At 38.0% G+C, this 26,177-nt stretch carries 28 protein-coding genes and 1 pseudogene; 28 read left to right on the top strand and 1 reads right to left on the bottom strand.

Going from position 1 to position 26,177, the window contains the following annotated elements:
* Nucleotides 1–630: 630 nt before the first annotated feature.
* The gene (locus EAL44_RS08045) at nt 631–957 is read right to left on the bottom strand and encodes a hypothetical protein (RefSeq protein WP_240448924.1); all 327 of its coding nucleotides are present in this window, start codon (nt 955–957) and stop codon (nt 631–633) included.
* A gap of 164 nt (nt 958–1,121) precedes the next feature.
* Here EAL44_RS08045 and EAL44_RS07635 point away from each other — a divergent pair, with 164 nt between their 5' ends.
* From EAL44_RS07635 to EAL44_RS08040, 28 genes and pseudogenes are all read left to right on the top strand, one after another.
* On the top strand, nt 1,122–2,414 hold the full coding sequence (locus EAL44_RS07635) for a DUF2130 domain-containing protein (RefSeq protein ID WP_121076506.1): 1,293 nt from the start codon (nt 1,122–1,124) through the stop codon (nt 2,412–2,414).
* Nucleotides 2,415–2,452: 38 nt separating this feature from the next.
* Nucleotides 2,453–4,441 (top strand): ATP-binding protein, encoded by a 1,989-nt coding sequence (locus tag EAL44_RS07630; protein WP_121076502.1) that lies wholly within the window; start codon nt 2,453–2,455, stop codon nt 4,439–4,441.
* A 23-nt stretch (nt 4,442–4,464) separates the two neighbouring features.
* Nucleotides 4,465–5,382, top strand: coding sequence for a methionyl-tRNA formyltransferase (gene fmt / locus EAL44_RS07625; protein ID WP_121076499.1), 918 nt, complete (start codon nt 4,465–4,467; stop codon nt 5,380–5,382).
* Nucleotides 5,379–6,017 carry a biotin--[acetyl-CoA-carboxylase] ligase gene (locus EAL44_RS07620; protein WP_121076496.1) on the top strand — a complete coding sequence of 213 codons (639 nt, stop codon included), beginning with the start codon at nt 5,379–5,381 and terminating at the stop codon, nt 6,015–6,017. The genes fmt and EAL44_RS07620 overlap by 4 nt, the downstream gene beginning before the upstream one ends.
* A gap of 5 nt (nt 6,018–6,022) precedes the next feature.
* A complete protein-coding gene (soj, locus tag EAL44_RS07615; protein ID WP_001914080.1) occupies nt 6,023–6,814 on the top strand; it encodes a chromosome partitioning ATPase Soj in 792 nt (263 codons plus the stop codon).
* 3 nt (nt 6,815–6,817) lie between these two features.
* The gene (locus EAL44_RS07610; RefSeq protein WP_121076493.1) at nt 6,818–7,690 is read left to right on the top strand and encodes a ParB/RepB/Spo0J family partition protein; all 873 of its coding nucleotides are present in this window, start codon (nt 6,818–6,820) and stop codon (nt 7,688–7,690) included.
* A 109-nt stretch (nt 7,691–7,799) separates the two neighbouring features.
* Nucleotides 7,800–8,234, top strand: a complete 435-nt coding sequence (locus EAL44_RS07605) for a FoF1 ATP synthase subunit B' (protein ID WP_121076490.1) — start codon at nt 7,800–7,802, stop codon at nt 8,232–8,234.
* A 3-nt stretch (nt 8,235–8,237) separates the two neighbouring features.
* Nucleotides 8,238–8,753 (top strand): F0F1 ATP synthase subunit B, encoded by a 516-nt coding sequence (locus EAL44_RS07600; protein WP_121076487.1) that lies wholly within the window; start codon nt 8,238–8,240, stop codon nt 8,751–8,753.
* Nucleotides 8,754–9,296 carry a F0F1 ATP synthase subunit delta gene (locus EAL44_RS07595; protein WP_121076485.1) on the top strand — a complete coding sequence of 181 codons (543 nt, stop codon included), beginning with the start codon at nt 8,754–8,756 and terminating at the stop codon, nt 9,294–9,296.
* A 22-nt stretch (nt 9,297–9,318) separates the two neighbouring features.
* Nucleotides 9,319–10,830 carry a F0F1 ATP synthase subunit alpha gene (atpA, locus tag EAL44_RS07590; RefSeq protein ID WP_000080506.1) on the top strand — a complete coding sequence of 504 codons (1,512 nt, stop codon included), beginning with the start codon at nt 9,319–9,321 and terminating at the stop codon, nt 10,828–10,830.
* A gap of 14 nt (nt 10,831–10,844) precedes the next feature.
* Nucleotides 10,845–11,750: an ATP synthase F1 subunit gamma gene (gene atpG, locus EAL44_RS07585; RefSeq protein WP_121076482.1), complete on the top strand. Its 906-nt coding sequence runs from the start codon at nt 10,845–10,847 to the stop codon at nt 11,748–11,750.
* Nucleotides 11,751–11,782: 32 nt separating this feature from the next.
* Nucleotides 11,783–13,183: a F0F1 ATP synthase subunit beta gene (gene atpD, locus EAL44_RS07580; protein WP_001861912.1), complete on the top strand. Its 1,401-nt coding sequence runs from the start codon at nt 11,783–11,785 to the stop codon at nt 13,181–13,183.
* Nucleotides 13,184–13,193: 10 nt separating this feature from the next.
* Nucleotides 13,194–13,565: an ATP synthase F1 subunit epsilon gene (gene atpC / locus EAL44_RS07575; RefSeq protein ID WP_162970417.1), complete on the top strand. Its 372-nt coding sequence runs from the start codon at nt 13,194–13,196 to the stop codon at nt 13,563–13,565.
* Nucleotides 13,566–13,575: 10 nt separating this feature from the next.
* On the top strand, nt 13,576–14,139 hold the full coding sequence (locus EAL44_RS07570) for a MotA/TolQ/ExbB proton channel family protein (RefSeq protein WP_121076476.1): 564 nt from the start codon (nt 13,576–13,578) through the stop codon (nt 14,137–14,139).
* Nucleotides 14,140–14,190: 51 nt separating this feature from the next.
* Nucleotides 14,191–14,592: an ExbD/TolR family protein gene (locus EAL44_RS07565; protein WP_001105106.1), complete on the top strand. Its 402-nt coding sequence runs from the start codon at nt 14,191–14,193 to the stop codon at nt 14,590–14,592.
* An 18-nt stretch (nt 14,593–14,610) separates the two neighbouring features.
* A complete protein-coding gene (locus tag EAL44_RS07560; protein ID WP_121076473.1) occupies nt 14,611–15,435 on the top strand; it encodes an energy transducer TonB in 825 nt (274 codons plus the stop codon).
* The gene (gene tolB, locus EAL44_RS07555) at nt 15,432–16,685 is read left to right on the top strand and encodes a Tol-Pal system protein TolB (RefSeq protein WP_121076470.1); all 1,254 of its coding nucleotides are present in this window, start codon (nt 15,432–15,434) and stop codon (nt 16,683–16,685) included. The genes EAL44_RS07560 and tolB overlap by 4 nt, the downstream gene beginning before the upstream one ends.
* Before the next feature lie 65 nt (nt 16,686–16,750).
* Nucleotides 16,751–17,302, top strand: coding sequence for an outer membrane protein Omp18 (locus tag EAL44_RS07550; protein ID WP_121076467.1), 552 nt, complete (start codon nt 16,751–16,753; stop codon nt 17,300–17,302).
* A 7-nt stretch (nt 17,303–17,309) separates the two neighbouring features.
* Nucleotides 17,310–18,305, top strand: a complete 996-nt coding sequence (locus EAL44_RS07545; RefSeq protein ID WP_121076464.1) for a tol-pal system YbgF family protein — start codon at nt 17,310–17,312, stop codon at nt 18,303–18,305.
* The gene (locus tag EAL44_RS07540; protein ID WP_121076461.1) at nt 18,292–18,849 is read left to right on the top strand and encodes an FKBP-type peptidyl-prolyl cis-trans isomerase; all 558 of its coding nucleotides are present in this window, start codon (nt 18,292–18,294) and stop codon (nt 18,847–18,849) included. Before EAL44_RS07545 ends, EAL44_RS07540 begins: the two co-directional genes overlap by 14 nt.
* 31 nt (nt 18,850–18,880) lie before the next feature.
* A complete protein-coding gene (locus EAL44_RS07535; protein WP_001088955.1) occupies nt 18,881–19,087 on the top strand; it encodes a hypothetical protein in 207 nt (68 codons plus the stop codon).
* 63 nt (nt 19,088–19,150) lie between these two features.
* Nucleotides 19,151–19,354: a flagellar biosynthesis anti-sigma factor FlgM gene (locus tag EAL44_RS07530; protein WP_001864146.1), complete on the top strand. Its 204-nt coding sequence runs from the start codon at nt 19,151–19,153 to the stop codon at nt 19,352–19,354.
* A gap of 144 nt (nt 19,355–19,498) precedes the next feature.
* On the top strand, nt 19,499–20,458 hold the full coding sequence (locus tag EAL44_RS07525) for a DNA cytosine methyltransferase (protein WP_162970416.1): 960 nt from the start codon (nt 19,499–19,501) through the stop codon (nt 20,456–20,458).
* Between the two features lie 128 nt (nt 20,459–20,586).
* Complete coding sequence (locus EAL44_RS07520; RefSeq protein ID WP_000260926.1) at nt 20,587–21,021, top strand: hypothetical protein; 435 nt, start codon at nt 20,587–20,589, stop codon at nt 21,019–21,021.
* A 1-nt stretch (nt 21,022) separates the two neighbouring features.
* Complete coding sequence (flgK, locus tag EAL44_RS07515; protein WP_121076458.1) at nt 21,023–22,843, top strand: flagellar hook-associated protein FlgK; 1,821 nt, start codon at nt 21,023–21,025, stop codon at nt 22,841–22,843.
* A gap of 187 nt (nt 22,844–23,030) precedes the next feature.
* A complete protein-coding gene (gene ggt / locus EAL44_RS07510; RefSeq protein ID WP_121076455.1) occupies nt 23,031–24,734 on the top strand; it encodes a gamma-glutamyltransferase in 1,704 nt (567 codons plus the stop codon).
* A gap of 242 nt (nt 24,735–24,976) precedes the next feature.
* A complete protein-coding gene (locus EAL44_RS07505) occupies nt 24,977–25,747 on the top strand; it encodes an HP1117 family Sel1-like repeat protein (RefSeq protein ID WP_121076509.1) in 771 nt (256 codons plus the stop codon).
* A 204-nt stretch (nt 25,748–25,951) separates the two neighbouring features.
* Nucleotides 25,952–26,177: pseudogene (locus EAL44_RS08040) on the top strand (DUF3519 domain-containing protein); the annotation flags it as partial.

Here is a 26,177-nt window from a genome sequence, read left to right as displayed (position 1 = left end):
CGGTTGGATCACCTCCTTTCTAGAGAAAAGCTTTTAACATTCGCTTGTTAAAAGCCAAAGAGTATTACCTGACAAAAGAACTTCTTGTTGCTTAGTTTTGAAAGATTGGGCTTATTCTTTCTTTTTTAAATCTTGATTTTTTATTTGATTTTTGATTTTGGTTTGATTGTGTTGGGTTTTTAGATCTTATTTCTTGCTTGTTTGATTTTAATCGCTTGATTTTGTTTTTACTGCTTATGGCTTTTGTTGTTTCGCCTTGTTTTTCTTGTGTTTTGGTTGTTGTTTCTTAACTTATTGCGTTTTTAATTTTTATGTCTTAATGTTTTTGCTATTTTAAATTTTTTGCTAGTTGTGTTAGATTTAGCGTTGAGCTTTCTTAATTCTTTTGTTTAGATTTATTGCTTCTTGTTGTTTAATGCTTAATGATTTTAATCGCTTGATTTTGTTTTTTACTGCTTATGGCTTTTGTTATTTTGCTTTGTTTTTCTTGTGTTTGAGTTTTGCTTTTGGTGTTTTAAACGCTTCAAGTTTGGGGTTTAATTTCTTTCGGATCTAGTTGAACAAGTTGTTGGTATTCAAAATTGCGTGCTTGAAAATCAATGCAATAACTCAAAAATAATAGAATCGTTTTCATAGGGGGCAACTAGGCGCATGCCCGAATAATGGAATTGAGTGAAAGAAAGCGCAATAAATACGCTGTAGGGTTTTAATAGGGGGATTTTCATTATGTGGGTTGAGTTTGATAAGACTTCCAAAAGCAATTGGCTTTATACTTTTGTTTTCATCAGATTGGCTTTGTAAAATAACTTGTTCTAAAAAATGATTGATGAGTGGCGCTCTATGCACCGATATGGGTCTGGGGATAGACGCCTTTTGTAATGCTAATGCAAGACTTCCTCCTACCCTATTGTTCTCTAAAACTTGCGCTTTTGGGACAACTTGCAACTGATCAATCATTACCTCAATTGCTTCATTTTCTTCATCTATAATGTAGTTTTTATGCGAAGGGTATTTTTTACCTTGTTTAAAGCCCTATTTTACTGAACTTATTGGATAAAACCTGCTTAAATTGATCTCATTCTATTATAAAATTATAAAAAACCAAATCTTAAAGGAAAATCATGCAAGAAAATCAAATCACATGCCCCAAGTGCCAAACGCTCATTGATGTGAGGGAAGCGCTATACAAACAGATTGAGTTAGAAAATCAAAATAAGTTTTTAGCCCAACAGAAAGAGTTTGAAAAAGAAGTGAATGAAAAAAGAGCGCAGTATCAAAGCTATTTCAAAAATTTAGAGCAAAAAGAAGAGGCCCTAAAAGAGCGAGAGAAAGAGCAAAAGGCCAAATTTGATGAGGCGGTCAAACAAGCGAGCGCTTTAGCCTTGCAAGATGAAAGGGCTAAAATCATTGAAGAAGCCAGAAAAAACGCTTTTTTAGAGCAGCAAAAAGGCTTGGAATTGTTGCAAAAAGAATTGGATGAGAAGTCCAAACAGGTCCAGGAATTGCACCAAAAAGAAGCGGAGATTGAAAGGCTGAAAAGAGAAAATAACGAAGCCGAGAGCAAATTAAAAGCTGAAAATGAAAAAAAATTGAATGAAAAATTGGATTTGGAGAGGGAAAAAATAGAAAAAGCCTTGCATGAAAAAAATGAATTGAAATTCAAGCAGCAAGAAGAGCAGTTAGAAATGTTAAAAAATGAGTTGAAAAACGCTCAAAGAAAGGCGGAATTAAGCTCGCAGCAATTCCAAGGCGAGGTGCAAGAATTAGCGATTGAAGAGTTTTTAAGGCAAAAATTCCCCCTAGATAGTGTTGAAGAAATCAAAAAAGGGCAAAGAGGGGGCGATTGCATTCAAGTGGTGTATACCAGGGAATTTCAAAATTGTGGGAAAATTTATTATGAGAGCAAACGCACTAAAGAATTTCAAAAAGCTTGGGTGGAAAAACTTAAAAACGACATGCGAGAGATTGGGGCTGATGTGGGGGTCATTGTGAGTGAAGCGCTGCCTAAAGAGATGGAGAGGATGGGGTTATTTGAGGGGGTGTGGGTGTGTTCGTTTGAAGAGTTTAAGGGGTTGAGCACGGTGTTAAGAGAGGGGGTTATTCAAGTGAGTTTGGCTAAAAAAAGTCAGGAAAATAAGGGCGATAAAGTGAATCTGCTCTATCATTATTTGACAAGCTCTGAATTTTCTATGCAAGTGAATGCGATTATAGAGGGGTTTGAGCAATTGAGAGCGGATTTAGAAAGCGAAAAACGCGCGATGGCTAGGATTTGGAAAAGCAGGGAAAAACAAATTGACAAAGTGTTTGAGGGTACGATTAACATGTATGGCTCTATCAAGGGCATTGCGGGTAATGCGATAGGGCAAGTGAAAGCGCTAGAGCTTGGGTATGATGGGGAAGATTTAGAAGATTAGTTTTAGTGGTGCGCTTTGAGATAATATTAGGAGAAAATATGGGCAATAAAGACAAACAACAGCAGAATATAAGCAGTGGGATTTCTCAAATCTCATTAAAAAAGGTGGCAACTTTTGATGAAAATGGGGCGAGTTTTGAAAATTTAAAGTCTATCAACTTTATTTATGGGGCTAATGGGAGTGGTAAGACAACCACTTCTAGTTTTTTAAAAAATCTAGCTGAAAATGGGATTGAAGACAAGTTTGCTAATAGCAAAATAGGGTGGCATAACAATGAGAGTTTAAAGATTGAAGTTTATAACAAGCAATTTAAAGAAGAGCAATTGAGAAACTCTCATGTTAAAGGCATTTTTACGCTTGGTAAAAAAACAAACGAGAATTTAGAAAAAATTGAGATCATTTTTAGTAAAAACCAAGCAGAATTGGCATTATTGGAATGCAATTTAACAGATTTTGATTCTATTGAAAACCATTCTATTTGGGAACAAAAAATTGTAGGGAGTGGTGGTGTAGCCATTGCAGATTTAATAAAAAAATTAAGCAATGAGGATTGGGTAGCTCAAGGTAGAGAATATGTAAAAGATAATAGTATATGCCCTTTCTGTCAAAAAGAAACCATTACTGAGGAATTTAAAAAACAATTAGAGTCTTATTTTGATACAAGTTATCAAGAATCCACTGACACAATCAAAAAAATGAAAGAAGACTACACAAACAAAACCGCTGAAGCACTGGAGCGACTTGATAAGATTGTTAAAACGGAGCAGAATAATTCACAAACTAAATTGGACACAGAAAATTTGAAAATAATTATTGAAACTTTGAGAAGTAAAATCAATGGGAATCAGCAAAAGATGCTTGATAAAAGTAAAGAAATGAGCAGAAATTTTAAGCTTGATAGCAATAAAAACGAGATAGATGCAATTAAAGATTTGATTAAAAAGGCTAATGAGCAAATAGCCAATTATAATGAGATGATAAAGGATATTGAAAAACAGAAAAAGAGTTGTAAGGAACAAACTTGGAAATTTCTAGTCAATGAATTTAAAAGTGATATACAAGAATATAATAAAAAGTATTGCGGTTTGGAGAAAGGAATAAACAATTTAGAGAAAGCAATTAGTGAAAATCAAGAAAAGATAAAGAAATTAGAAAATGAAATTAAGGAATTAGAAAAAAACATGGTAAGCATAAAGCCCATTGTCAATGAAATCAATACGCTTTTAAAAGGGTATGGATTCACGAATTTTAGTTTGGCATGCACTGAAGATGAAAAATTTTATCGTATTCAAAGAGAAGATGGTCAATTAGTAGGAGAAACACTGAGCGAAGGTGAAGTTACTTTCATCACTTTTTTATATTATTATCATTTAGCAAAAGGCTCTTTAAAAGAGAACGATATATCAAAGAATAAGGTTTTAGTGATTGATGACCCCATTTCAAGTTTGGATAGCAATATATTGTTTATAGTGAGTGTTTTAGTTAAAGATCTTATGAAAGAAACCATGGAAGAAAAAACAAACATCAAGCAAATTATTATACTAACCCACAACACATATTTTTACAAGGAAATTACATTAGAATATGATTTAAAATGCTATCAAGGGAAATATTCTTTTTGGATAATTAAAAAGGATAATAATGTTTCAAAAATTAAAGATTATAAAGAAAATCCCATTAAAAATTCCTATGAATTGCTATGGCAAGAAGTAAAACAAGCAAAAGAAAATAATGCTTCTTGGGTATCTTTACAAAATGTTATGCGAAGAATTATTGAGTATTACTTTAGGATTTTAGGCGGTTTTAAACATAATGATAACTTGAGTAAATGTTTTGAAAATATTGAAGAAAAACGAGTGTGCAATTCTTTCATTTCATGGTTTAATGATGGCTCTCATGGGATTTCAGATGATTTGTTTGTGCAAAGTCAAGATACAAGTATTGAAACATATTTAAAAGTTTTTGAAAAAATATTTAAAGAAACCGGTCATGAAGCTCATTATAAAATGATGATGAGAATAAAATAATTGAATTAAAAACAAGGAATAACATGCGCATCGTATTTATGGGAACGCCTGGTTTTGCTGAAGTGATCTTAAGGGCGTTGGTTGAAAATAAAAATAACCATATAGAAGTGGTGGGGCTATTCACTCAAAGGGACAAACCTTTTGGGCGCAAAAAAGAATTGAAAGCCCCAGAGACTAAAACATACATTTTAGAAAATCATTTAAATATCCCCATTTTCCAGCCGCAAAGTTTGAAAGAGCCTGAAATCCAAATCTTAAAAGATCTAAAGCCTGATTTTATCGTGGTGGTGGCTTATGGTAAGATTTTGCCTAAAGAGGTTTTAGCCATCGCTCCTTGCATTAATGTGCATGCGTCGTTACTGCCCAAATACAGGGGGGCTTCGCCCATTCATGAGATGATACTCAATGACGATAGGATTTATGGTATAAGCACCATGCTTATGGATTTGGAATTGGATAGTGGGGATATTTTAGAAAGCGCTTCTTTTTTGAGAGAAGATTATTTGGATTTAGACGCTTTAAGTTTAAAATTAGCGCATATGGGGGCGGATTTACTTCTTTCAACGCTCAAAAATTTCTCTTCCATCACAAGAAAGCCTCAAGATCACACGAATGCGACTTTTTGTAAAAAAATCGCTAAAGCCGATGGTTTAGTGGGTTTTAAAGACGCTAAAAACTTGTTTTTAAAATCGCTTGCGTTTAAATCTTGGCCAGAAATCTTTTTAGAAAATAGCCTTAAACTTTTAGAAGTGGAGTTAGTGGAAAATGAAAAGAGCCACAAGGAAGGCGAGATTTTAGCAATTGATGAAAAAGGCGTTCTTGTAGGCTGCTTGAAAGGCAGCGTGCGTATAGCAAGGTTGCAAGCGGTGGGTAAAAAGCCCTTGAAAGCGAAGGATTATTTGAATGGCAAGCGTTTGAAAGTAGGCGGTATTTTGGCATGAGAAAATGTGAAAAAAGGGTTTTTGATAGCCTACCTTCCACGCAAACTTATCTTTTAGAAAAACTGAAAAACGATGCACTCAAAGCCCCTGTTTTGATTGTGGCTAAAAACCAAAGCGCTGGGATAGGCAGTAGGGGGAATATTTGGGAGGGTGTAAAAAGCGCTTTGACTTTTTCGCTCGCTTTAAACGCAAGCGATTTGCCTAAAGATTTACCCATGCAAGCGAACGCTTTGTATTTGGGGTTTTTATTCAAAGAAGTTTTAAAAGAGTTAGGCTCTCAAACCTGGCTCAAATGGCCTAACGACTTGTATTTGGGGGGTCAAAAAATAGGGGGCGTGCTGGTTAATATTTATAAAGGCATGCGGGTGTGCGGCATTGGCGTGAATAGGGTTTCAACAAAATGGGCATGTTTAGATATTGGCGCGAGCGATGATTTAATTATAGAAGGCTTTTTAAAAAAAATAGAAGAAAATCTGTTTTGGGGGGAAGTTTTAAGTAAGTATGCGTTAGAATTTCACAGAAACGACTCTTTTAGTTTCCATAATGATTGGGGCGAATTGGTGAGTTTAAAAGATGCGCAATTGTTAGAAGACGGTCGCATTTTGATTAAAGATAAGATATATAGTAGGATATGAGTATGATGAATGAAATCATTGCAGTGGCTAATCAAAAAGGAGGTGTGGGCAAAACGACAACAGCGGTCAATTTAGCGGCTTCTTTAGCGGCGCATGAAAAAAAAATCTTGTTGATTGATTTTGACCCTCAAGCCAACGCCACTTCAAGCTTGGGTTTTAGGCGCGATAAAATTGATTATGATATTTATCATGTGCTGATTGGCCGTAAGCAAATTTCTCAAGTGATCTTAAAAACCCAAATGCCTTTTTTGGATTTAGTGCCTTCTAATTTGGGTTTGGCTGGGTTTGAAAAAACCTTTTATGACAGCCAAGATGAGAATAAACGAGGCGAGCTCATGCTCAAAAACGCCTTAGAGAGCGTGGTGGGGCTTTATGATTATATCATTATTGATTCCCCGCCAGCTCTAGGGCCTCTCACGATCAATTCGCTTTCAGCAGCCCATTCGGTGATCATTCCTATCCAATGCGAATTTTTCGCCCTTGAAGGCACTAAATTATTGCTTAACACCATTAGAATGCTGCAAAAAAGCACGAACCCTAAGCTCAAAATCAGAGGTTTTTTACCCACAATGCATGTCCCTCAGCTCAATTTGACAAAAGGGGTTTTAGCGGAATTGTTCAAGTATTTTGACTCGGAGTTTTTTAGAGATTCAGTTACAGGAGAGTATATTATGATCCCTAAAAGCGTGAAACTAGCAGAATCGCCTAGCTTTGGTAAGCCCATTTTGCTCTATGATATTAAATCCAATGGCAGTATCGCTTATCAAAAATTAGCTCAAAGCATTCTTCAAGGGTAGCATATGGCAAAAAATAAAGTGTTGGGTAGGGGTTTAGCGGATATTTTCCCTGAAATCAATGAAGTGTATGAGCAAGGGCTGTATGAAAGAGCGAATCGGGTTGTGGAGCTTGGTATTGATGAGGTGATGCCTAATCCTTACCAGCCTAGAAAGGTTTTTAGCGAAGATTCCTTAGAAGAATTAGCGCAATCCATTAAAGAACATGGTTTGTTGCAACCGGTTTTGGTGGTGAGTGAGAATGGGCGTTACCATTTGATCGCTGGTGAAAGGCGCCTAAGAGCGAGCAAATTAGCTAAAATGCCTACGATTAAGGCGATTGTTGTGGATATTGAGCAAGAAAAAATGCGTGAAGTCGCTTTGATTGAAAATATCCAGCGAGAAGATTTAAACCCCTTGGAATTGGCTAGATCTTATAAAGAATTGCTTGAAAGCTATCAAATGACTCAAGAAGAGCTGTCTAAAATCGTTAAAAAATCCCGAGCCCATGTGGCCAATATCATGCGTTTATTGACGCTCTCTTCTAAGGTTCAAAACGCTCTTTTAGAAGAAAAAATCACCTCAGGGCATGCAAAAGTCTTGGTGGGTTTGGATGAAGAAAAACAAGAATTGATCTTAAATTCCATTATAGGGCAAAAACTTAGCGTGCGCCAGACAGAAGATTTAACGCGTGATTTTAAAATAAACGCAAATTTTGACAATAAAAAACATGGTTTCAAGGAAGCCCAAACGCTCATCGCTGAAGATGAACTAGAGCGCTTTAATCAAAGTTTGTGGGATCGTTACAAGCTTAAAGCGGCTTTAAAAGGGAATAAAATAGTTTTACGATGTTATGAAAATTCTCTTTTAGAGGCTTTTGTGAAAAAAATGATGTCTTAATGCTTAGATATTCTCAATTTTTAAGCGATTTTTTGTTAAGATAGAGTTAATGTTTTTATAACAAATGCGAGTTTCAAATATTTTTAGGTTTTTAGGAAAGAAATAGGCTATGAATATATCGGTTAACCCCTATTTAATGGCGGTCGTTTTTATAGTGTTTGTGTTATTGTTGTGGGCGATGAATGTTTGGGTGTATAGGCCTTTGTTGGCTTTTATGGATAACAGACAGGCAGAGATAAAGGATAGCTTGGCTAAAATCAAAACGGATAACACCCAAAGCGTGGAGATTGGCCATCAAATTGAAACTCTCCTTAAAGAAGCTGCAGAAAAGCGTAGGGAAATACTAGCCGAAGCGATTCAAAAAGCCACAGAGTCCTATGATGCGGTGATCAAGCAAAAAGAGAACGAACTCAATCAAGAGTTTGAAGCGTTTGTAAAGCAATTGCAAAATGAAAAGCAAGTCTTAAAAGAGCAGTTGCAAGCGCAAATGCCGGTATTTGAAGATGAGTTAAACAAGCGTGTGGCTATGGGTTTAGGGAGTTGATAGATGGTGTTGGTTAAAATGGTGTTAGGGTTTTTGATCTTTTTAAGCCCTTTGTGTGCTACTGAATTGGATATTTCACAAACAGATATTATAGAGCGTTCTTTAAATTTCCTCTTATTTGTGGGGATTTTGTGGTATTTTTTGGCTAAAAAACTGCGTTCATTTTTACGCTCCAAAAGCCTTGAAATCTCCAAACGATTAGAAGAGATTCAAGCCCAACTCAAAGTGAGTAAAGAAAACAAGAAAAAACTCTTAAAAGAATTAGAGCAAGCCAAAGAAAAAGCTGAATTGATCATTTCTGATGCGAATAAAGAAGCTTACACGATCACACAAAAATACGAATTGCAAACCAAAATGGATGTGGAAAATTTGATCAAAAATTCTAAGGCGTTGATGGATTTAGAAGTTAAAAAGATCAAAAGAGAGCTGGTTGAAAGCGTTTTTAAAGATCTAAGAGAGAGTAAAAAAGTCTCTTTCAATGCACAAGATTGCGTGAATATTTTGAAACAAAGGCTTTAAATGCAAGATTTAAAAGTGATCTCTAAGCATTATGCTAAGGCGTTGAAAAACCACACTAAAAGCGATCTAGCGTTATTGGAAGAAATCGTTGTAGGGCTTAAAAATGCAGCAGAAGCCATAAAATTACACAAACTCAACCAGGTGTTAGCTCATGTTTCTTTAAAAGTTAAAAAAGAGGTTGTATTTGAAATCTTAGAAAAAATAACTTCCACAAAAGCATGTTCAGTTTTAAAACCTGTAATGGAAGTGGTGTTAAAAAATAACCGGCTTGACATGTTGGAATTAATCGCTGAAGAGCTGTCTTTTGATTCTAAAAGGACTTTAGAAGCCACACTTTTAGTCCCGCAAAAGCTTGAAAATAGTGAACTAGAAGCCGTGCAACAAAAATTGCAAGCTCGTTTTAACGCCCCTGTAGAAATCGCTCAAGACACTTGGTCTAAAAAAGGGGTTTCTTTGAGCGTTTCAAGCCTGGATTTAGAAATAGGCTTTTCTAAAGAAGAGATTTTAAAGAAACTAGAAAAACAGGTTATTCAATCTATTTAATCAATCTAAGGAGATAAAGATAATGTCCCAACTAAAATTGGAAGAAATCAGCTCGGTTATTGAAGAAAAAATCAAGAATTTTGAACTTGATTGCGATATGGCTGAAGTAGGAAAAGTCGTTTCATACGCTGATGGTGTGGCTAAGGTTTATGGCTTAAATGGTGTGATGTCGTATGAAGTGCTGGAGTTTGAAACAGGGGATAAAGGCGTTGCGGCTAACTTAGAAGAAGATAGCGTTGGCGTGATTGTGTTTGGTTTTGGCAACAATATTAAAGAGGGGACTAGCGTTAAACGCACGAAGAGTTTGATGAAAGTCCCTGTTGGCGATGCGGTTGTGGGGCGCGTGCTGAACGCTTTGGGTGAGCCTATTGATGGCAAGGGCGAGATAGAAACGAATGAATTTAGCCTAATAGAGCAAAAAGCCCCAGGCATTATGGACAGAAAATCTGTGCATGAGCCTTTGCAAACTGGTATTAAAGCCATTGATGCGTTGGTGCCTATTGGGCGCGGGCAAAGGGAATTGATTATTGGGGATAAACAAACCGGTAAAACCACCGTAGCGATCGATGCGATCATTAACCAAAAAGGACAAAATGTGATCTGTATCTATGTGGCTATTGGTCAAAAAGAATCCACTGTCGCGCAAGTGGTCCGCAAATTAGAAGAATACGGAGCGATGGAATACAGCGTTGTGATTAACGCTTCGGCTTCAGATTCAGCTGCGATGCAATATTTAGCCCCTTATTCAGGTGTGGCTATGGGGGAATACTTTAGAGATCATGCCCGCCATGCCCTAATCATTTATGACGATTTGAGTAAGCATGCTGTCGCTTACAGAGAGATTTCTTTGATTTTGAGGAGACCCCCAGGCAGGGAGGCTTTTCCTGGAGATGTGTTTTATATCCACTCACGGCTTTTAGAAAGAGCGGCTAAACTTTGCGATGAAAAGGGTGCCGGCTCTTTGACCGCACTCCCTATTGTGGAAACTCAAGCGGGTGATGTTTCAGCTTATATCCCTACGAATATCATTTCTATTACAGACGGGCAAATTTTCTTAGAAACGGATTTGTTTTATTCAGGGATCCGCCCGGCTATTAATGTGGGCTTGTCGGTTTCAAGGGTTGGAGGGGCCGCTCAAATCAAAGCGACCAAGCAGGTTTCAGGGACTTTGCGCCTGGATTTAGCGCAATACAGAGAGTTGCAAGCCTTCACACAATTCGCTTCTGATTTAGATGAAGCGAGTAAAAAGCAATTAGAAAGGGGGCAACGCATGGTGGAAGTGCTGAAACAAGCCCCTTATTCGCCCTTGCCTATTGAAAAGCAAGTGGTCATTATTTACGCTGGGGCTAAGGGCTTTTTAGACAGCGTGAGCGTGAAAAAAGTCGTGGATTTTGAAGAGCAACTGCACCCTTTCTTGGAAGCAAAATACCCCCAAGTTTTAGAAGAAATCCACACTAAAAAAGCACTAGATAAGGATTTGGAAGCCATGCTAAGAAAAGTCTTAGAGGAATTTAAGCTCACTTATAGCGAGTAGGAGACGGCTAGAATATGGCGAATTTAAGAGACATTAGAAAGAAAATTGGAAGCGTTAAAAACACGCAAAAAATCACGCATGCGATGAAACTCGTTTCCACTTCCAAGCTAAGAAAAGCCGAAGAAGTTGCAAGAAATTCTAGAGCGTATGCACTAAAACTAGACGCTGTGTTTGATGATGTGCTGTCCAAGATGAAAAATCAAGGGATTGAAGACATTCAAAGCAAGTATTTTAGGGAACTAGAAAGACTTGAAATCAAAAAAGTGGATATTATTTTTATCACAGCCGATAAGGGGCTTTGTGGGGGCTTTAACACCAATACCATTAAAAAAGTTTTAGCATGCACGAATGAATACAAAGAAAAAGACATTAAAGTGCGTTTGCGCGGTATTGGCAAAAAGGGTAATGAGTATTTTAGCTTTAACGGGATAGAGGTTTTAGACAAGATCAATAATTTGAGTTCTATGCCTAATTATGAACGCGCGCAGGAATTCATGAAAAAAGTGGTAGAGGATTATTTGGGTGGGAAAACCGATAAGGTAATCATCATCCATAATGGCTTTAAAAACATGATCAGCCAAGAAATAAGAGTCAAAACAATTTTGCCGATTGGGTATAAAATCATCCACCAAAACCCCCAGCCTAGTGAGACGCAAGAGACCATTACCAGTGAGCCAAGCGGGAGTGAAGATGAAATTTTAGATTCTTTAGCGGAAAAATATGTGGAGTATAGTTTATACTACGCTTTGATTGATTCTTTAGCGGCAGAGCATAGCGCTAGAATGCAGGCTATGGATACAGCGACAAATAACGCTAAAGATTTGGTTAAGACTTTAACCATTTCTTATAATAAAGCCAGACAAGAGGCGATTACGACCGAGCTAGTAGAAATCAATGCGGGCGTAGAAGCCCTAAAATAAAAATTACATTAAAATAAGGAGCGATGAAAGCGATGGAAGGTAAAATCATTCAGGTTTTAGGCCCTGTGGTAGATGTGGAATTTGAATCCTACCTACCGGCGATTTTTGAAGCGTTAGACATTAATTTTGAAGTCAATGGTGTTCAAAAGTCTTTAGTTTTAGAGGTGGCAGCCCATTTGGGCGGTAATCGGGTGCGAGCGATTGCTATGGATATGACAGAAGGCTTGGTGCGTAACCAAGCCGTCAAAGCTCGTGGCAAGATGATTGAAGTGCCTGTAGGTGAAGAAGTGTTGGGGCGTATTTTTAATGTTGTGGGCGAGAGCATTGACAATTTAGAGCCTCTTAAGCCGTCCTTAACTTGGCCCATTCACAGAAAAGCCCCTAGTTTTGAGCAGCAAAGCACCAAGACAGAAATGTTTGAAACCGGTATTAAAGTCATTGATTTGCTCGCGCCTTATTCTAAAGGTGGTAAGGTAGGCTTGTTTGGTGGGGCTGGCGTAGGGAAAACGGTGATCATTATGGAGCTTATCCACAATGTGGCTTATAAGCATAACGGGTATTCGGTGTTTGCAGGCGTGGGGGAGCGCACCAGAGAAGGGAATGATCTGTATTTTGAGATGAAAGAAGGGGGCGTTTTAGACAAAGTTGCGCTGTGCTATGGGCAAATGAATGAGCCACCAGGCGCAAGGAACCGCATCGCATTCACCGGCTTGACGATGGCGGAGTATTTTCGTGATGAAAAGGGATTAGATGTGTTGATGTTCATTGACAACATCTTTAGATACGCTCAAAGCGGTGCGGAAATGAGCGCGCTATTAGGCCGTATCCCTTCAGCGGTGGGGTATCAGCCCACGCTAGCTGGGGAAATGGGGAAACTTCAAGAGCGTATCGCTTCCACTAAAAATGGCTCTATCACTTCCGTTCAAGCGGTGTATGTGCCAGCCGATGACTTGACTGACCCAGCTCCTGCTTCGGTGTTTGCGCACTTAGATGCGACTACGGTGTTGAACAGAAAGATCGCTGAAAAAGGGATTTATCCTGCAGTTGATCCTTTGGATTCCACTTCAAGGATTTTAAGCCCTCAAATGATCGGCGAGAAACACTATGAAATCGCTACCGGTATCCAGCAAGTTTTGCAAAAATACAAGGATTTACAAGATATTATTGCGATTTTGGGATTAGACGAATTGAGCGAAGAGGATAAAAAAACGGTTGAAAGGGCCAGAAAAATTGAGAAGTTTTTATCCCAGCCGTTTTTTGTGGCTGAAGTGTTTACGGGAAGTCCCGGTAAGTATGTGACTCTCCAAGAGACTTTAGAGGGCTTTGGAGGGATTTTAGAAGGTAAATACGATCATATTCCTGAGAACGCGTTTTACATGGTGGGCAGCATTCAAGAGGTTTTAGAAAAAGCTAAAAACATGAAAAATTCCTAAGGGTTTTGTGATGGCTTTGTTGAAAATTAGTGTGGTAGTTCCTGAGGGGGAAGTTTATACAGGAGAGGTTAAAAGCGTTGTGTTGCCAGGAGTTGAAGGGGAATTTGGGGTGCTTTATGGGCATAGCAACATGATCACCTTGCTTCAGGCGGGAGTGGTTGAGATTGAAACCGAAAACCAAAAAGAGTACATTGCGATCAATTGGGGCTATGCAGAAGTCACTAATGAACGGGTGGATATTTTAGCCGATGGGGCGGTCTTTATTAAAAAAGAATCAGACGACAGAGATGATGCTATCTCTAGGGCTAAAAAGCTTTTAGAGGACGCAAGCTCTGACAGGTTAGCGGTCTCTAGCGTGCTGGCTAAGATTGAGTCTCTTTAAGGGGATAATCATGTTAGATTCAATCGTTTATTTTTTCAATAAGAGCGGGTTTGTTACCACGCTTGTTTTAGTTTGGATTTCGCTTTATTTGGTGATGACTTTATGGGTCTTTTTGTATAAGAGCATTGTGTTAAAGATTGAACTCAGGCGCGAGATGCAATCTTTGTCTAACATTCTTAATGGAACACAAGATGCTCCAGAGCATTTCATGTTTAATAAAAAAAGAAATGATGAGACCTATTCTAATGAATTGTTGCAGGCTTGGAAACATCAAGTTCTTAAGCAAAGCACGACGGGTTTAGTGGTGTTGAGCATCATCTCTTCTACAGCCCCCTTTATTGGTTTGTTTGGAACGGTGGTTGAAATTTTAGAAGCGTTTAACAATTTGGGCGCGTTAGGTCAAGCTTCTTTTGGGGTGATCGCACCCATTATTTCTAAGGCTCTTATCGCCACCGCTGCAGGTATTTTAGCAGCCATTCCAGCCTATTCTTTTTACTTGATTTTAAAACGCAAGGTGTATGATTTATCGGTTTATGTGCAGATGCAAGTGGATATTTTGTCTTCTAAAAAATAAAGCTTTAAGGGGATTTTATAAATATCTTAAATAGGGAGTTAGAAGGTTTTTATGAATTATGATAACTATTGGGATGAAGACAAGCCAGAACTCAATATCACGCCCTTAGTGGATGTGATGCTTGTTTTATTGGCTATTCTTATGGTAACGACGCCCACTCTCACTTATAAAGAAGAGATTGCTTTGCCTTCTGGTTCAAAAACTGCTAGAGCCACTCAAGATAAAATGATAGAGATCCGCATGGATAAAGACGCAAAAATCTATATAGATAGTCAAACCTATGAATACAACTCCTTCCCGGATACTTTCAACTTGCTTTCTAAGAAATACGATAAAGATACTAGGGTTAGTATCCGCGCGGACAAACGATTGACTTATGACAAAGTGATTTATTTGTTAAAAACGATTAAAGAAGCGGGTTTTTTAAAAGTTTCTTTAATCACAAGTCCTTAAAAAGTAGGGCTAATTTGCATGAGTAAGAGCACGATCTTTGTTGTTTCTGGCTTTTTAGCGTTCTTGCTCTATGCTTTGTTATTATATGGTTTGTTGCTAGAAAGACACAATAAAGAAGCGGAGAAAATCCTTTTAGATTTGGGCAAAAAAAACGAACAAACCATTGATTTGAATTTAGAAGATTTGCCAAGCGATGAAAAAAAAGATGAAAAAATCGCTGAAAAAGCAGAAGAAAAAAAAGATGAAAAAGCAGTTGAAAAAAATGCAACTGATAAGGAGGGCGACTTTATTGATCCTAAAGAACAAGAAGAAAGCCTTGAAAATATTTTTTCTTCACTCAATGATTTTCAAGAAAAGACAGACACAAACGCTCAAAAAAATGAGCAAAAAAATGAGCAAGAAGAAGAGCAAAGGCGTTTAAAAGAACAGCAACGCTTAAGAAAAAACCAAAAAAATCAAGAGATATTGAAAGGTTTGCAACAGAATTTGGATCAATTCGCGCAAAAACTAGAAAGCGTTAAAAACAAGACTTTAGATTTGCAAATCCCCAAACAAGATGGGGTTGATGACAAGGCTTATCAAGAATGGTATGCTCAAATCTATCAAATTTTATATAAAGGTTGGAAAGGGGTTTTTTACCACAAGGCTTCAGTGAGCGCTCTGATTATGATCACTAAAGATGGAGAGTTTGATTATACCATTCTTAGTTACTCCGATTTTAAGGATTATAACAAGAGTGTGATGACCCTTTTAAATGATTTAAAGAAAGTGGATTTTCCCCCATATCCGGGAGGAAACATGGTTTCTATTAAAGTTAATTTCACCACTAAGGAAGAACAATGAGGTATTTATGGCTTTTTTTAATAAGCGTTATAGGGCTTTTTGCAACGGATAAAACACTAGATATTATTAAAACCATTCAAAAACTTCCTAAGATTGAAGTGCGCTACTCTATAGATAACGATGCCAATTACGCTTTAAAATTGCATGAAGTCTTAGCGAATGATTTAAAGACTAGCCAGCATTTTGATGTTTCTCAAAACAAGGATCAAGGCGCTATCAATTACGCAGAACTCAAAGATAAAAAAGTCCAACTTGTAGCACTTGTGAGCGTGGCGGTAGAAAACGGCAATAAAATTTCACGATTAAAACTTTATGATGTGGATACAGAAACGCTCAAAAAGACTTTTGACTACCCCATTTTAAGTTCAGATTTATACCCTTTTGTAGCGCACAACATGGCCATTGTGGTGAATGACTATTTAAAAGCCCCTTCTATCGCTTGGATGAAGCGCCTTATTGTTTTTTCTAAATACATTGGACCAGGAATCACAAACATCGCCTTAGCCGATTATACGATGCGTTATCAAAAAGAAATCATCAAAAACAATAGGCTCAATATTTTCCCTAAATGGGCGAACGCTGAGCAAACGGAGTTTTATTACACGCAGTATGGCGAAAGAACGCCCATGATTTTAAAATACAACATTCAAAAAGCCACTCATGAGAATATCGCTAGCTCTCAAGGAATGGCTGTGGTCTCTAGCGTGAGTTCTGATGGCTCTAAAATTTTAATGTCTTTAGCCCCTGATGGCCAACCGGATGTATATCTATATGATACGCATAAAAAAACTAAAACTAAAATAACGCGCTATCCTGGGATAGATGTTTCAGGAGTGTTTTTAGAAGATGACAAGTCTATGGCTTTTGTTTCGGATAGATCCGGTTATCCTAACATTTATATGAAGAAATTGGGGTTAAAAGAGAGCGCGGAGCAACTCCTTTATGAAGGAAGAAGCAATGAATCCATTGACGCTTATAAAGATAGTATTGTGTATGTGAGCCGGGAAAACCTTAATGAATTTGGCAAAACGGTGTTTAATTTGAATCTGATCACTCTAAACAGCAAGTATATCCGCAGGCTTACCGTGAATGGCTCTAACCAGATGCCTCGTTTTTCTATGGATGGGAGAAATATCATGTATATCAAAAAGACACCCCAAGAATACGCCATGGGGCTTATTTTACTAGACTATAATCAGAGTTTTTTATTCCCTTTAAAGAATGTGAAAATACAGGCCTTTGATTGGTAAGGTTAAATTAAGCGAATGTGAGTTAAAATTTACATTTATTAAAGTTTTATTTTTGGAGAATGATGATGAAAAGATTTTCTATGTTTAGCTTCGTGGTAGCTTTTTTATTAATAGCTGGTTGCAAACACAACATGGATAAAGAAACTGTGGCTGGCGATGTGAGCGCTAAAACGGTTCAGACTGCACCCGTTACTACAGAACCCGCTCCAGAAAAAGAAGAGCCTAAAGAAGAGCCTAAACAAGAGCCAGCTCCAGTGGTTGAAGAAAAGCCGGCTATTGAGAGCGGGACTATTATCGCTTCTATTTATTTTGATTTTGACAAGTATGAGATCAAAGAATCCGATCAAGAGACTTTAGATGAGATCGTGCAAAAAGCTAAAGAAAACCACATGCAAGTGCTTTTGGAAGGCAATACCGATGAATTTGGCTCTAGCGAATACAACCAAGCGCTTGGCGTTAAAAGGACTTTGAGCGTGAAAAACGCTTTAGTCATTAAAGGGGTAGAAAAAGATATGATCAAAACCATCAGTTTTGGTGAAATCAAACCCAAATGCACCCAAAAAACTAGAGAATGTTACAAAGAAAACAGAAGAGTGGATGTCAAATTAGTGAAGTAATTCTAGGATGAAAAGGCTTTTTTTTATCCCTTTTATCGCTCCCTTTTTTCTCAATGGGGAGCCTTCAGCGTTTGATTTGCAAAGCGGAGCTACTAAAAAAGAACTCAAGCAGTTGCAAGTCAATAGCAAGAATTTTTCTAATATTTTGACCAAAATCCATTCGCAAGTAGAGGCTAACACTCAAGCTCAAGAGGGTTTGAGAAGCATTTATGAGGGGCAGGCTAATAAGATTAAAGATCTCAATAACGCTATCCTTTCCCAAGAAGAATCCTTGCGAGCCTTAAAAGCCTCGCAAGAAGTGCAAGCTAACGTGCTCAAGCAGCAATCGCAAACTTTAGAGGATTTGAGGAATGAGATTCGCGCTAACCAGCAAGCTATCCAGCAGTTAGACAAGCAAAACAAAGAGATGAGTGAATTATTGACCAAGTTAAGCCAGGATTTGGTTTCACAAATCGCCTTAATCCAAAAAGCTCTCAAAGAACAAGAGGAAAAAGCTGAAAAGCCGCTCAAACCAAGCGTTCCGGCCAATAAGAACCCCCTTTTGAAAGCCGAAGCCCCAAAAAATCAAGAGAAAAAAACCCAAGAAAAGGCGAAAGTTGAGTTTGATAAAGATTTGTCCAAGCAAAAAGAGATTTTTCAAGAAGCTCTGTCTTTTTTTAGAAACAAATCCTATGCAGAAGCCAAAGAGCGCTTGTTGTGGTTAGAAGCCAATAGTTACAGACTTTATTATGTGCGTTATGTTCTTGGAGAAGTGGCTTATGGAGAAAAGAGATACAGAGAAGCGATCAAGTATTACAAAGAGAGCGCTCTTTTAAATAAAAAAGCGTCTTACATGCCTGTGCTTTTGTGGCATACGGCATGGTCGTTTAAAAAAATCAAAGACGATCAAAACTATTATAAATTTTTAAACACTTTGCAACACTTGTATCCTTCAAGCGAACAAGCTAAAATGGCGCAAAAAATCTTAGAAAACAAGGAGAAACACCACCATGCAAAACCATGATTTAGAATCAGTCAAACAAGCCGCTTTGATTGAATATGAAGTGAGAGAACAAGGCTCTAGCGAAGTGCTAGACAGCAATATTTCTAAAGAGCCTTTAGAGTTTATTATAGGCGCTAATCAAATCATAGTAGGGTTAGAAAAGGCGGTATTAAAGGCTCAAATTGGCGAGTGGGAAGAGGTTGTCATCGCCCCAGAAGAAGCTTATGGGGTTTATGAAGGCAGCTATTTGCAAGAAGTCCCTAGAGATCAATTTGAAGGCATTGAATTAGAAAAAGGCATGAGCGTTTTTGGGCAAACTGAAGACAACCAAACCATTCAAGCCACTATCAAAGACTTTAGCAACACGCATGTGATGGTGGATTATAACCACCCGTTAGCCGGGAAAACTTTAGCGTTTCGTTTCAAGGTTTTAGGTTTTAGGGAAGTGAGCGAAGAAGAAATTTTAGCTTCACACCATGGCGGTGGGACAGGTTGCTGTGGCGGTCATGGGGGTCATGGCAAAAAGAAAGGTGGGGGTTGTGGTTGCTCATGTTCGCATGGGTAGTAAGGTATAGGGGTCTTTAAAAGGCAAGGTCATGAATAGTTCTAATCTCAAAAATTGGCTATTCCCTACCATTTGCTTTTTTTTATTTTGTTATATTTTAATTTTTTTAATGTTTTTTATGTTTAAAAGTTTGCAATCGCAATCGTTTGGCTCTGTGGCAGAAACCGGAAAAAAACCCATCACCACCACCAAGAAATTTGGTAAGGAATTGCAAAAACAGATTTCAAAAATCCATTAACTTTTTTTCTTTTTTGCCGATACTTGCTGTAATGGAATGAATATCAAATTAAAGGATTTTACAATGATCAATGCCGTTTCTTCTCTTGCTCCGGTGCAGTCTTTGGGGAATTACAAGCGTGTGGAAAAGAATGAAAAAGTTGAAAACAATGAGGCCGCTCTTGATAGGGTGGCTGAGATCAAGAAAGCGATTGAAAATAACCAGTATAAAATCAACTTGCATGAGACTTCTCACAAAATGGCACAGGATTTATTGGGGATAAGCTAGGGGGTTTAACGGCTTCATTTCTAGGGGGGTTTGTTCTTGCTGTGGTTTTGCTTTTCATTAAATTTTAGTTTCTCTGTGTTTTAAAATGAGTTTGTTGCTTTCTTAAATAGGGCGTGTTTTTAGTGGTGTGTTAGGAATGATTGATTGGGGATTTTAACTTTTATGGATTTTTGTTCTGGTATTGGTGGAGGCCGTTTGGGCTTGGAGCGGTGCCATTTAAAATGCGTAGGGCATGCAGAAATCAATGATGAAGCCCTTAGGACTTATGAATTATTTTTTAAAGACACTCATAATTTTGGGGATTTGATGCGAATCAACCCTAATGATTTACCCGATTTTGATGCGCTCATTAGCGGGTTTCCTTGTCAAGCTTTTTCTATCAATGGCAAAAGGAAGGGGCTTGAAGATGAAAGAGGGACGATTATTTATGGGCTTATTCGTATCTTAAAAGTCAAACAGCCTAAATGTTTCTTGCTTGAAAACGTTAAGGGCTTGATCCATCATAAGCAGCAAGAAACTTTTAAAATCATTATCAAAGCCTTGCAAGAAGCGGGCTATACAACTTATTATCAAATTTTAAACAGCGCTGATTTCCAATTAGCCCAAAAGAGAGAACGCCTTTATATTGTAGGGTTTAGGAAGGATTTGAAACACCCATTTAATTTCCCTTTAGGTTCAGCCAATGATTATTGTTTTAAGGATTTTTTAGACGCTGATAATGAATGCTATTTGGATGTGAGTAACGCTACTTTCCAAAGATACTTGCGCAACCCATACAACCATAACCGGGTTTTTTTAGAGAATATTTTAACTTTAGAAAACGCCATTTTAGACACAAGACAATCTGATTTGAGATTGTATTTTAATGTTTTTCCTACTTTAAGGACTTCTCGGCATGGTTTGTTTTATACCCAAAAAGGCAAAATCAAAAGATTAAACGCTGTTGAAAGCCTGCTTTTACAAGGATTTCCTAGGGATTTGATCGCTAAGATTAAAAATAATCCACATTTTAAAGAAAGCCATTTATTATCCCAAGCGGGGAATGCGATGAGCGTGAATGTGATTGCTGCTATCGCTAAGCAAATGTTAAAGGCGATTCAATAAAGGGGCTTTAAGGGGAAAATGATTTCAAAATACCCCCTATCCCCTTAAGAAATTGAGCTTTATAATAAAACTAAAAATGGCATAGTATTTGCTTGAATACGGCTGAAACAAGAGCTAAAGGATTTGTTATGGTCGTTTTACACTCTCATTTAGAAAACGCGCTAAACCAATTGAAAGAATTGATTGATTTAACGGAACGCGATATAAGAGACATCAAGCTCGCTAAACACACCGAAATTTTTGAAAGAAACCATCAAAAACAGCTAGCGATTCAAGCTTTTGAAAAAGAAAAAGCGAATATAGATGCGCAAATGTTGTCTTTAAAAAATCAATTCCCCAATAAAGAAATGAGTGAATTATTAGACGAAAAAACGAGCGATTTTTTAAACCAAATGCGAGAATCCTTGCTTGTTTTGAAAGAAAAAAACTTGATTTATTCGCGCATGGCGTTTGCGGTTTCTGAGTTTTATTCTTCGCTCATCCAACAAATCATTCCCCATGACACTTGCGATTATAAAGGCTCTAGGCACGTGGGGAGCCATTTTTTAAGAGTGCAGGCGTAAAATGGGCGGAATCTTATCTTCACTCAACACTTCTTACACCGGCTTGCAAGCCCATCAGAGCATGGTGGATGTTACCGGGAATAATATTTCTAACGCTAGCGATGAATTTTATAGCCGTCAGCGCGTGATTGCAAAGCCCCAAGCGGCCTACATGTATGGCACTAAAAACGTGAATATGGGCGTGGATGTAGAAGCCATTGAAAGGGTGCATGATGAGTTTGTTTTTTCTCGTTACACGAAAGCTAATTACGAAAACACTTATTATGATACAGAGTTTTCGCATTTAAAAGAAGCGAGCGCGTATTTTCCGGACATTGATGAAGCGAGTCTTTTTACGGATTTGCAAGATTATTTTAACTCATGGAAAGAATTGTCTAAAAACGCCAAAGACTCCGCTCAAAAACAGGCTCTCGCTCAAAAAACAGAAGCTTTAACGCACAACATTAAGGACACTAGAGAGAGGTTAACGACCTTACAGCATAAAGCGAGCGAAGAATTAAAAAGCGTTATCAAAGAAGTCAATAGCTTGGGTTCTCAAATCGCTGAGATTAACAAACGCATTAAAGAAGTGGAAAACAATAAGAGTTTAAAGCATGCGAATGAGTTAAGAGATAAGCGAGATGAATTAGAATTTCATTTGCGAGAGCTTTTAGGGGGGAATGTTTTTAAAAGTAGCATTAAAACTCATTCGCTCACAGATAAAGACTCAGCGGATTTTGATGAGAGCTATAACCTTAATATCGGGCATGGGTTCAATATCATTGATGGCTCTATTTTCCATCCTTTAGTGGTTAAAGAATCCGAAAATAAAGGGGGTTTGAATCAAATCTATTTTCAAAGCGATGATTTTAAGCTCACTAATATTACCGACAAGCTCAATCAAGGGAAAGTGGGGGCGTTATTGGATGTGTATAATGACGGCTCTAACGGGACTTTAAAGGGCAAATTGCAAGATTATATTGATTTGTTGGATTCTTTTGCTAGGGGCTTGATAGAATCCACTAATGCGATTTACGCTCAAAGTGCGAGTCATCATATTGAGGGCGAACCTGTGGAGTTCAATAGCGATGAAGCCTTTAAAGACACGAACTACAATATCAAAAACGGCTCGTTTGATTTAATCGCTTACAACACCGATGGTAAAGAAATCGCCAGAAAAACCATTGCTATCACGCCCATTACAACCATGAACGATATTATCCAAGCCATTAACGCTAACACCGATGACAATCAAGACAATAACACCGAAAACGATTTTGATGATTATTTCACAGCGAGCTTTAACAATGAGACTAAAAAGTTTGTTATCCAGCCTAAAAACGCTTCGCAAGGGTTGTTTGTTTCTATGAAAGATAACGGCACGAATTTTATGGGAGCGTTAAAACTCAACCCTTTTTTTCAAGGCGATGACGCTTCTAACATCAGCTTGAATAAGGAATACAAAAAAGAGCCGACCACTATCCGCCCATGGCTTGCTCCCATTAACGGGAATTTTGATGTGGCGAACATGATGCAGCAATTGCAATACGACAGCGTGGATTTTTATAACGACAAGTTTGACATCAAACCCATGAAAATCAGCGAGTTTTATCAATTTTTAACCGGTAAAATCAACACGGACGCTGAAAAATCCGGGCGTATTTTGGACACTAAAAAGAGCATGTTAGAGACCATTAAAAAAGAGCAACTCTCTATTTCACAAGTGAGCGTGGATGAAGAAATGGTGAATTTGATCAAGTTTCAAAGCGGTTATGCCGCTAACGCTAAGGTCATTACCGCTATTGATCGGATGATAGACACTCTGTTGGGGATTAAACAATAATTTTTCTACCAATAGCGTTTTGATCAAATAAGCCTTATTTAACTTATTGTTTAAACTCTATTTATTTTAAAACTCATTAACGATAATGCTTAATAGCCATTATAAGCTATAAGCGAGAGGGTGTTTTGTAAAGCTTGTGTTATAATAACAACGAAATTTTAAGCGTAACTGATTGAAAGGAAAACAGATGAGACGGAGTTTTTTAAAAACGATTGGCTTGGGCGTGATAGCGCTCTCTTTGGGTTTGTTAAGCCCTTTGAGTGCAGCGAGTTACCCGCCCATTAAAAACACTAAAGTGGGGTTAGCCCTTTCTAGCCACCCGCTAGCCACTGAAATTGGGCAAAAGGTTTTAGAAGAGGGAGGTAATGCGATTGATGCAGCGGTAGCGATTGGCTTTGCTCTAGCGGTTGTCCATCCGGCAGCAGGCAATATTGGTGGGGGGGGTTTTGCGGTTATCCATTTGGCTAATGGTGAAAATGTTGCCTTAGATTTTAGAGAAAAAGCCCCCTTAAAAGCCACTAAAAACATGTTTTTAGACAAGCAAGGCAATGTAGTCCCTAAACTCAGCGAAGATGGCTATTTGGCAGCCGGGGTTCCTGGAACGGTGGCGGGCATGGAAGCGATGTTGAAAAAATACGGCACCAAAAAATTATCGCAACTCATTGATCCTGCCATTAAATTGGCTGAAAATGGTTATGCGATTTCACAAAGACAAGCAGAAACCCTAAAAGAAGCAAGGGAGCGGTTTTTAAAATACAGTTCTAGCAAAAAGTATTTTTTTAAAAAAGGGCATCTTGATTATCAAGAAGGGGATTTGTTTGTCCAAAAAGATTTAGCCAAGACTTTGAATCAAATCAAAACGCTAGGCGCTAAAGGCTTTTATCAAGGGCAAGTCGCTGATCTTATTGAAAAAGACATGAAAAAAAATGGAGGGATTATCACTAAAGAAGATTTAGCCAGTTACAGTGTGAAATGGCGCAAACCCGTGGTAGGGAGTTATCGTGGGTATAAGATCATTTCTATGTCGCCACCAAGTTCGGGAGGCACGCATTTGATCCAGATTTTAAATGTCATGGAAAATGCGGATTTAAGCACCCTTGGGTATGGGGCTTCTAAGAATATCCATATCGCTGCAGAAGCGATGCGCCAAGCTTATGCGGACCGATCGGTTTATATGGGAGACGCTGATTTTGTTTCAGTGCCGGTGGATAAATTGATTAATAAAGCGTATGCCAAAAAGATTTTTGATACTATCCAGCCAGATACGGTTACGCCAAGCTCTCAAATCAAACCAGGAATGGGACAGTTGCATGAGGGGAGTAACACCACGCATTATTCTGTAGCGGACAGGTGGGGGAATGCAGTCAGCGTTACTTACACCATTAACGCTTCATATGGGAGCGCTGCTAGTATTGATGGGGCAGGTTTTTTATTGAACAATGAAATGGATGATTTTTCCATAAAACCAGGAAACCCTAATCTCTATGGTTTAGTGGGGGGCGATGCGAATGCGATTGAAGCCAATAAACGCCCTTTAAGCTCCATGTCGCCTACGATCGTGTTGAAAAACAATAAGGTTTTTTTGGTGGTGGGAAGCCCTGGAGGGTCTAGGATTATCACTACGGTGTTGCAAGTGATTTCTAATGTCATTGATTATAATATGAACATTTCTGAAGCGGTCTCAGCCCCAAGATTCCACATGCAATGGCTTCCTGATGAATTAAGGATTGAAAAGTTTGGCATGCCCGCTGATGTGAAAGACAACCTCACTAAAATGGGCTATCAAATCGTTACCAAGCCGGTCATGGGCGATGTGAATGCGATCCAAGTTTTGCCTAAAACTAAAGGGAGCGTTTTCTATGGGGCAACGGATCCAAGGAAAGAATTTTAATCCTATTTAGCCTTATTTTTTTGGGAGGGGGACTTTTTTAGCGAGAAAATCTTAAATTTAGTTTTAAAATTCATAAAAATAGTGTAGAATTTCTCATTACAAGAGACGATATTAGATCTAAATGGTGTATGCAGAATGGAGTTTGAGAATGTTTGCTGGTTCTAGAACGCATGCAATTTCTTTTTTTAAGATTGGTAGCTATTGACATTATGTTTGATCTTATTAATAGCAGAGGAGTAACGATGAGATACGCAAGCAAATTAACCTTGAAGATTTGTTTGGTAGGTTTGTGTTTATTTAGTGCTCTTGGTGCAGAACACCTTGAACAAAAAAGGAATTATCTTTATAAAGGGGAGGAAGCTTATAATAATAAGGAATATGAGCGAGCGGCTTCTTTCTATAAGAGCGCTATTAAAAATGGCGAACCGCTTGCTTATGTTCTTTTAGGGATCATGTATGAAAATGGTAGGGGTGTGCCTAAAGATTACAAGAAAGCGGTTGAATATTTTCAAAAAGCGGTTGATAACGATATACCTAGAGGGTATAACAATTTAGGCGTGATGTATAAAGAGGGTAGGGGTGTGCCTAAAGATGAAAAGAAAGCCGTGGAGTATTTTAGAATAGCTACAGAGAAAGGCTACACTAACGCCTATATCAACTTAGGCATCATGTATATGGAGGGTAGGGGCGTTCCAAGCAACTATGCGAAAGCGACAGAGTGCTTTAGAAAAGCGATGCATAAGGGTAATGTGGAAGCTTATATCCTTTTAGGGGATATTTATTATAGCGGGAATGATCAATTGGGTATTGAGCCAGACAAAGATAAGGCGATTGTCTATTATAAAATGGCGGCTGATATGAGCTCTTCTAGAGCTTATGAAGGGTTGTCAGAGTCTTATCGGTATGGGTTAGGCGTGGAAAAAGATAAACAAAAGGCTGAAGAATATATGCAAAAAGCATGCGATTTTGACATTGATAAAAATTGTAAGAAAAAGAATACTTCAAGCCGATAATTCTCAAACTTGGGCTTGATTCAAAGATTTTTGTTTTATTTTAAGTAGCATGTGTTTTTGAACAATTGATTTGAAGCGATAGATTAAAGATATTCGTTTTTCATGGCTAAGTGGCTTTCTACCAAAAACTTTAGCCAAAAAACATTGCTTGCTATAACCTTGCTCTGTTTGTCTCGCCTAAATATTCTCTTAACAAATCTCTAAATTTACCAACTCCAAACAATAGCGAGCGGTTTTCATAGACTTTTTAAAAACGATGTAAAGATCGCCGAAAGCTTAAAACCCGCTATTACGAAGAACTTAAGCCAAGGGTTAGCGACCACTCTAAGCGGAGCGTTAAAATACCAATGGACTAAATTCACTTTAGGAACGCTTTACAGAAACGCACCGGATCGCATTTTAGGAGTGAAATTACCTAAAGCTTTAAACG

The sequence above is a fragment of the Helicobacter pylori genome (assembly GCF_003637685.1).
GTDB classification, from domain to species: Bacteria; Campylobacterota; Campylobacteria; order Campylobacterales; family Helicobacteraceae; genus Helicobacter; species Helicobacter pylori_CJ.
The sequence above is the reverse complement of the archived record's forward strand: the minus strand, read 5'-3'. Positions and strand labels throughout refer to the sequence as shown.

Excerpts from the sequence above, each read along its gene's own strand:
- EAL44_RS07605 (WP_121076490.1), top strand. The coding sequence starts at position 7,800 with ATGAATATATCGGTTAACCCCTATTTAATGGCGGTCGTTTTTATAGTG.
- EAL44_RS07540 (WP_121076461.1), top strand. The coding sequence starts at position 18,292 with ATGCAAAACCATGATTTAGAATCAGTCAAACAAGCCGCTTTGATTGAA.
- EAL44_RS08045 (WP_240448924.1), bottom strand. The coding sequence starts at position 957 with ATGATTGATCAGTTGCAAGTTGTCCCAAAAGCGCAAGTTTTAGAGAAC.
- flgK (WP_121076458.1), top strand. The coding sequence starts at position 21,023 with ATGGGCGGAATCTTATCTTCACTCAACACTTCTTACACCGGCTTGCAA.
- EAL44_RS07505 (WP_121076509.1), top strand. The coding sequence starts at position 24,977 with ATGAGATACGCAAGCAAATTAACCTTGAAGATTTGTTTGGTAGGTTTG.
- EAL44_RS07565 (WP_001105106.1), top strand. The coding sequence starts at position 14,191 with ATGAATTATGATAACTATTGGGATGAAGACAAGCCAGAACTCAATATC.
- EAL44_RS07610 (WP_121076493.1), top strand. The coding sequence starts at position 6,818 with ATGGCAAAAAATAAAGTGTTGGGTAGGGGTTTAGCGGATATTTTCCCT.
- atpG (WP_121076482.1), top strand. The coding sequence starts at position 10,845 with ATGGCGAATTTAAGAGACATTAGAAAGAAAATTGGAAGCGTTAAAAAC.
- EAL44_RS07545 (WP_121076464.1), top strand. The coding sequence starts at position 17,310 with ATGAAAAGGCTTTTTTTTATCCCTTTTATCGCTCCCTTTTTTCTCAAT.
- ggt (WP_121076455.1), top strand. The coding sequence starts at position 23,031 with ATGAGACGGAGTTTTTTAAAAACGATTGGCTTGGGCGTGATAGCGCTC.
- EAL44_RS07520 (WP_000260926.1), top strand. The coding sequence starts at position 20,587 with ATGGTCGTTTTACACTCTCATTTAGAAAACGCGCTAAACCAATTGAAA.
- EAL44_RS07600 (WP_121076487.1), top strand. The coding sequence starts at position 8,238 with ATGGTGTTGGTTAAAATGGTGTTAGGGTTTTTGATCTTTTTAAGCCCT.
- fmt (WP_121076499.1), top strand. The coding sequence starts at position 4,465 with ATGCGCATCGTATTTATGGGAACGCCTGGTTTTGCTGAAGTGATCTTA.
- atpA (WP_000080506.1), top strand. The coding sequence starts at position 9,319 with ATGTCCCAACTAAAATTGGAAGAAATCAGCTCGGTTATTGAAGAAAAA.
- atpC (WP_162970417.1), top strand. The coding sequence starts at position 13,194 with ATGGCTTTGTTGAAAATTAGTGTGGTAGTTCCTGAGGGGGAAGTTTAT.
- EAL44_RS07630 (WP_121076502.1), top strand. The coding sequence starts at position 2,453 with ATGGGCAATAAAGACAAACAACAGCAGAATATAAGCAGTGGGATTTCT.
- EAL44_RS07530 (WP_001864146.1), top strand. The coding sequence starts at position 19,151 with ATGATCAATGCCGTTTCTTCTCTTGCTCCGGTGCAGTCTTTGGGGAAT.
- EAL44_RS07560 (WP_121076473.1), top strand. The coding sequence starts at position 14,611 with ATGAGTAAGAGCACGATCTTTGTTGTTTCTGGCTTTTTAGCGTTCTTG.
- EAL44_RS07550 (WP_121076467.1), top strand. The coding sequence starts at position 16,751 with ATGAAAAGATTTTCTATGTTTAGCTTCGTGGTAGCTTTTTTATTAATA.
- EAL44_RS07570 (WP_121076476.1), top strand. The coding sequence starts at position 13,576 with ATGTTAGATTCAATCGTTTATTTTTTCAATAAGAGCGGGTTTGTTACC.
- tolB (WP_121076470.1), top strand. The coding sequence starts at position 15,432 with ATGAGGTATTTATGGCTTTTTTTAATAAGCGTTATAGGGCTTTTTGCA.
- EAL44_RS07635 (WP_121076506.1), top strand. The coding sequence starts at position 1,122 with ATGCAAGAAAATCAAATCACATGCCCCAAGTGCCAAACGCTCATTGAT.
- atpD (WP_001861912.1), top strand. The coding sequence starts at position 11,783 with ATGGAAGGTAAAATCATTCAGGTTTTAGGCCCTGTGGTAGATGTGGAA.
- EAL44_RS07535 (WP_001088955.1), top strand. The coding sequence starts at position 18,881 with ATGAATAGTTCTAATCTCAAAAATTGGCTATTCCCTACCATTTGCTTT.
- EAL44_RS07595 (WP_121076485.1), top strand. The coding sequence starts at position 8,754 with ATGCAAGATTTAAAAGTGATCTCTAAGCATTATGCTAAGGCGTTGAAA.
- soj (WP_001914080.1), top strand. The coding sequence starts at position 6,023 with ATGAATGAAATCATTGCAGTGGCTAATCAAAAAGGAGGTGTGGGCAAA.
- EAL44_RS07620 (WP_121076496.1), top strand. The coding sequence starts at position 5,379 with ATGAGAAAATGTGAAAAAAGGGTTTTTGATAGCCTACCTTCCACGCAA.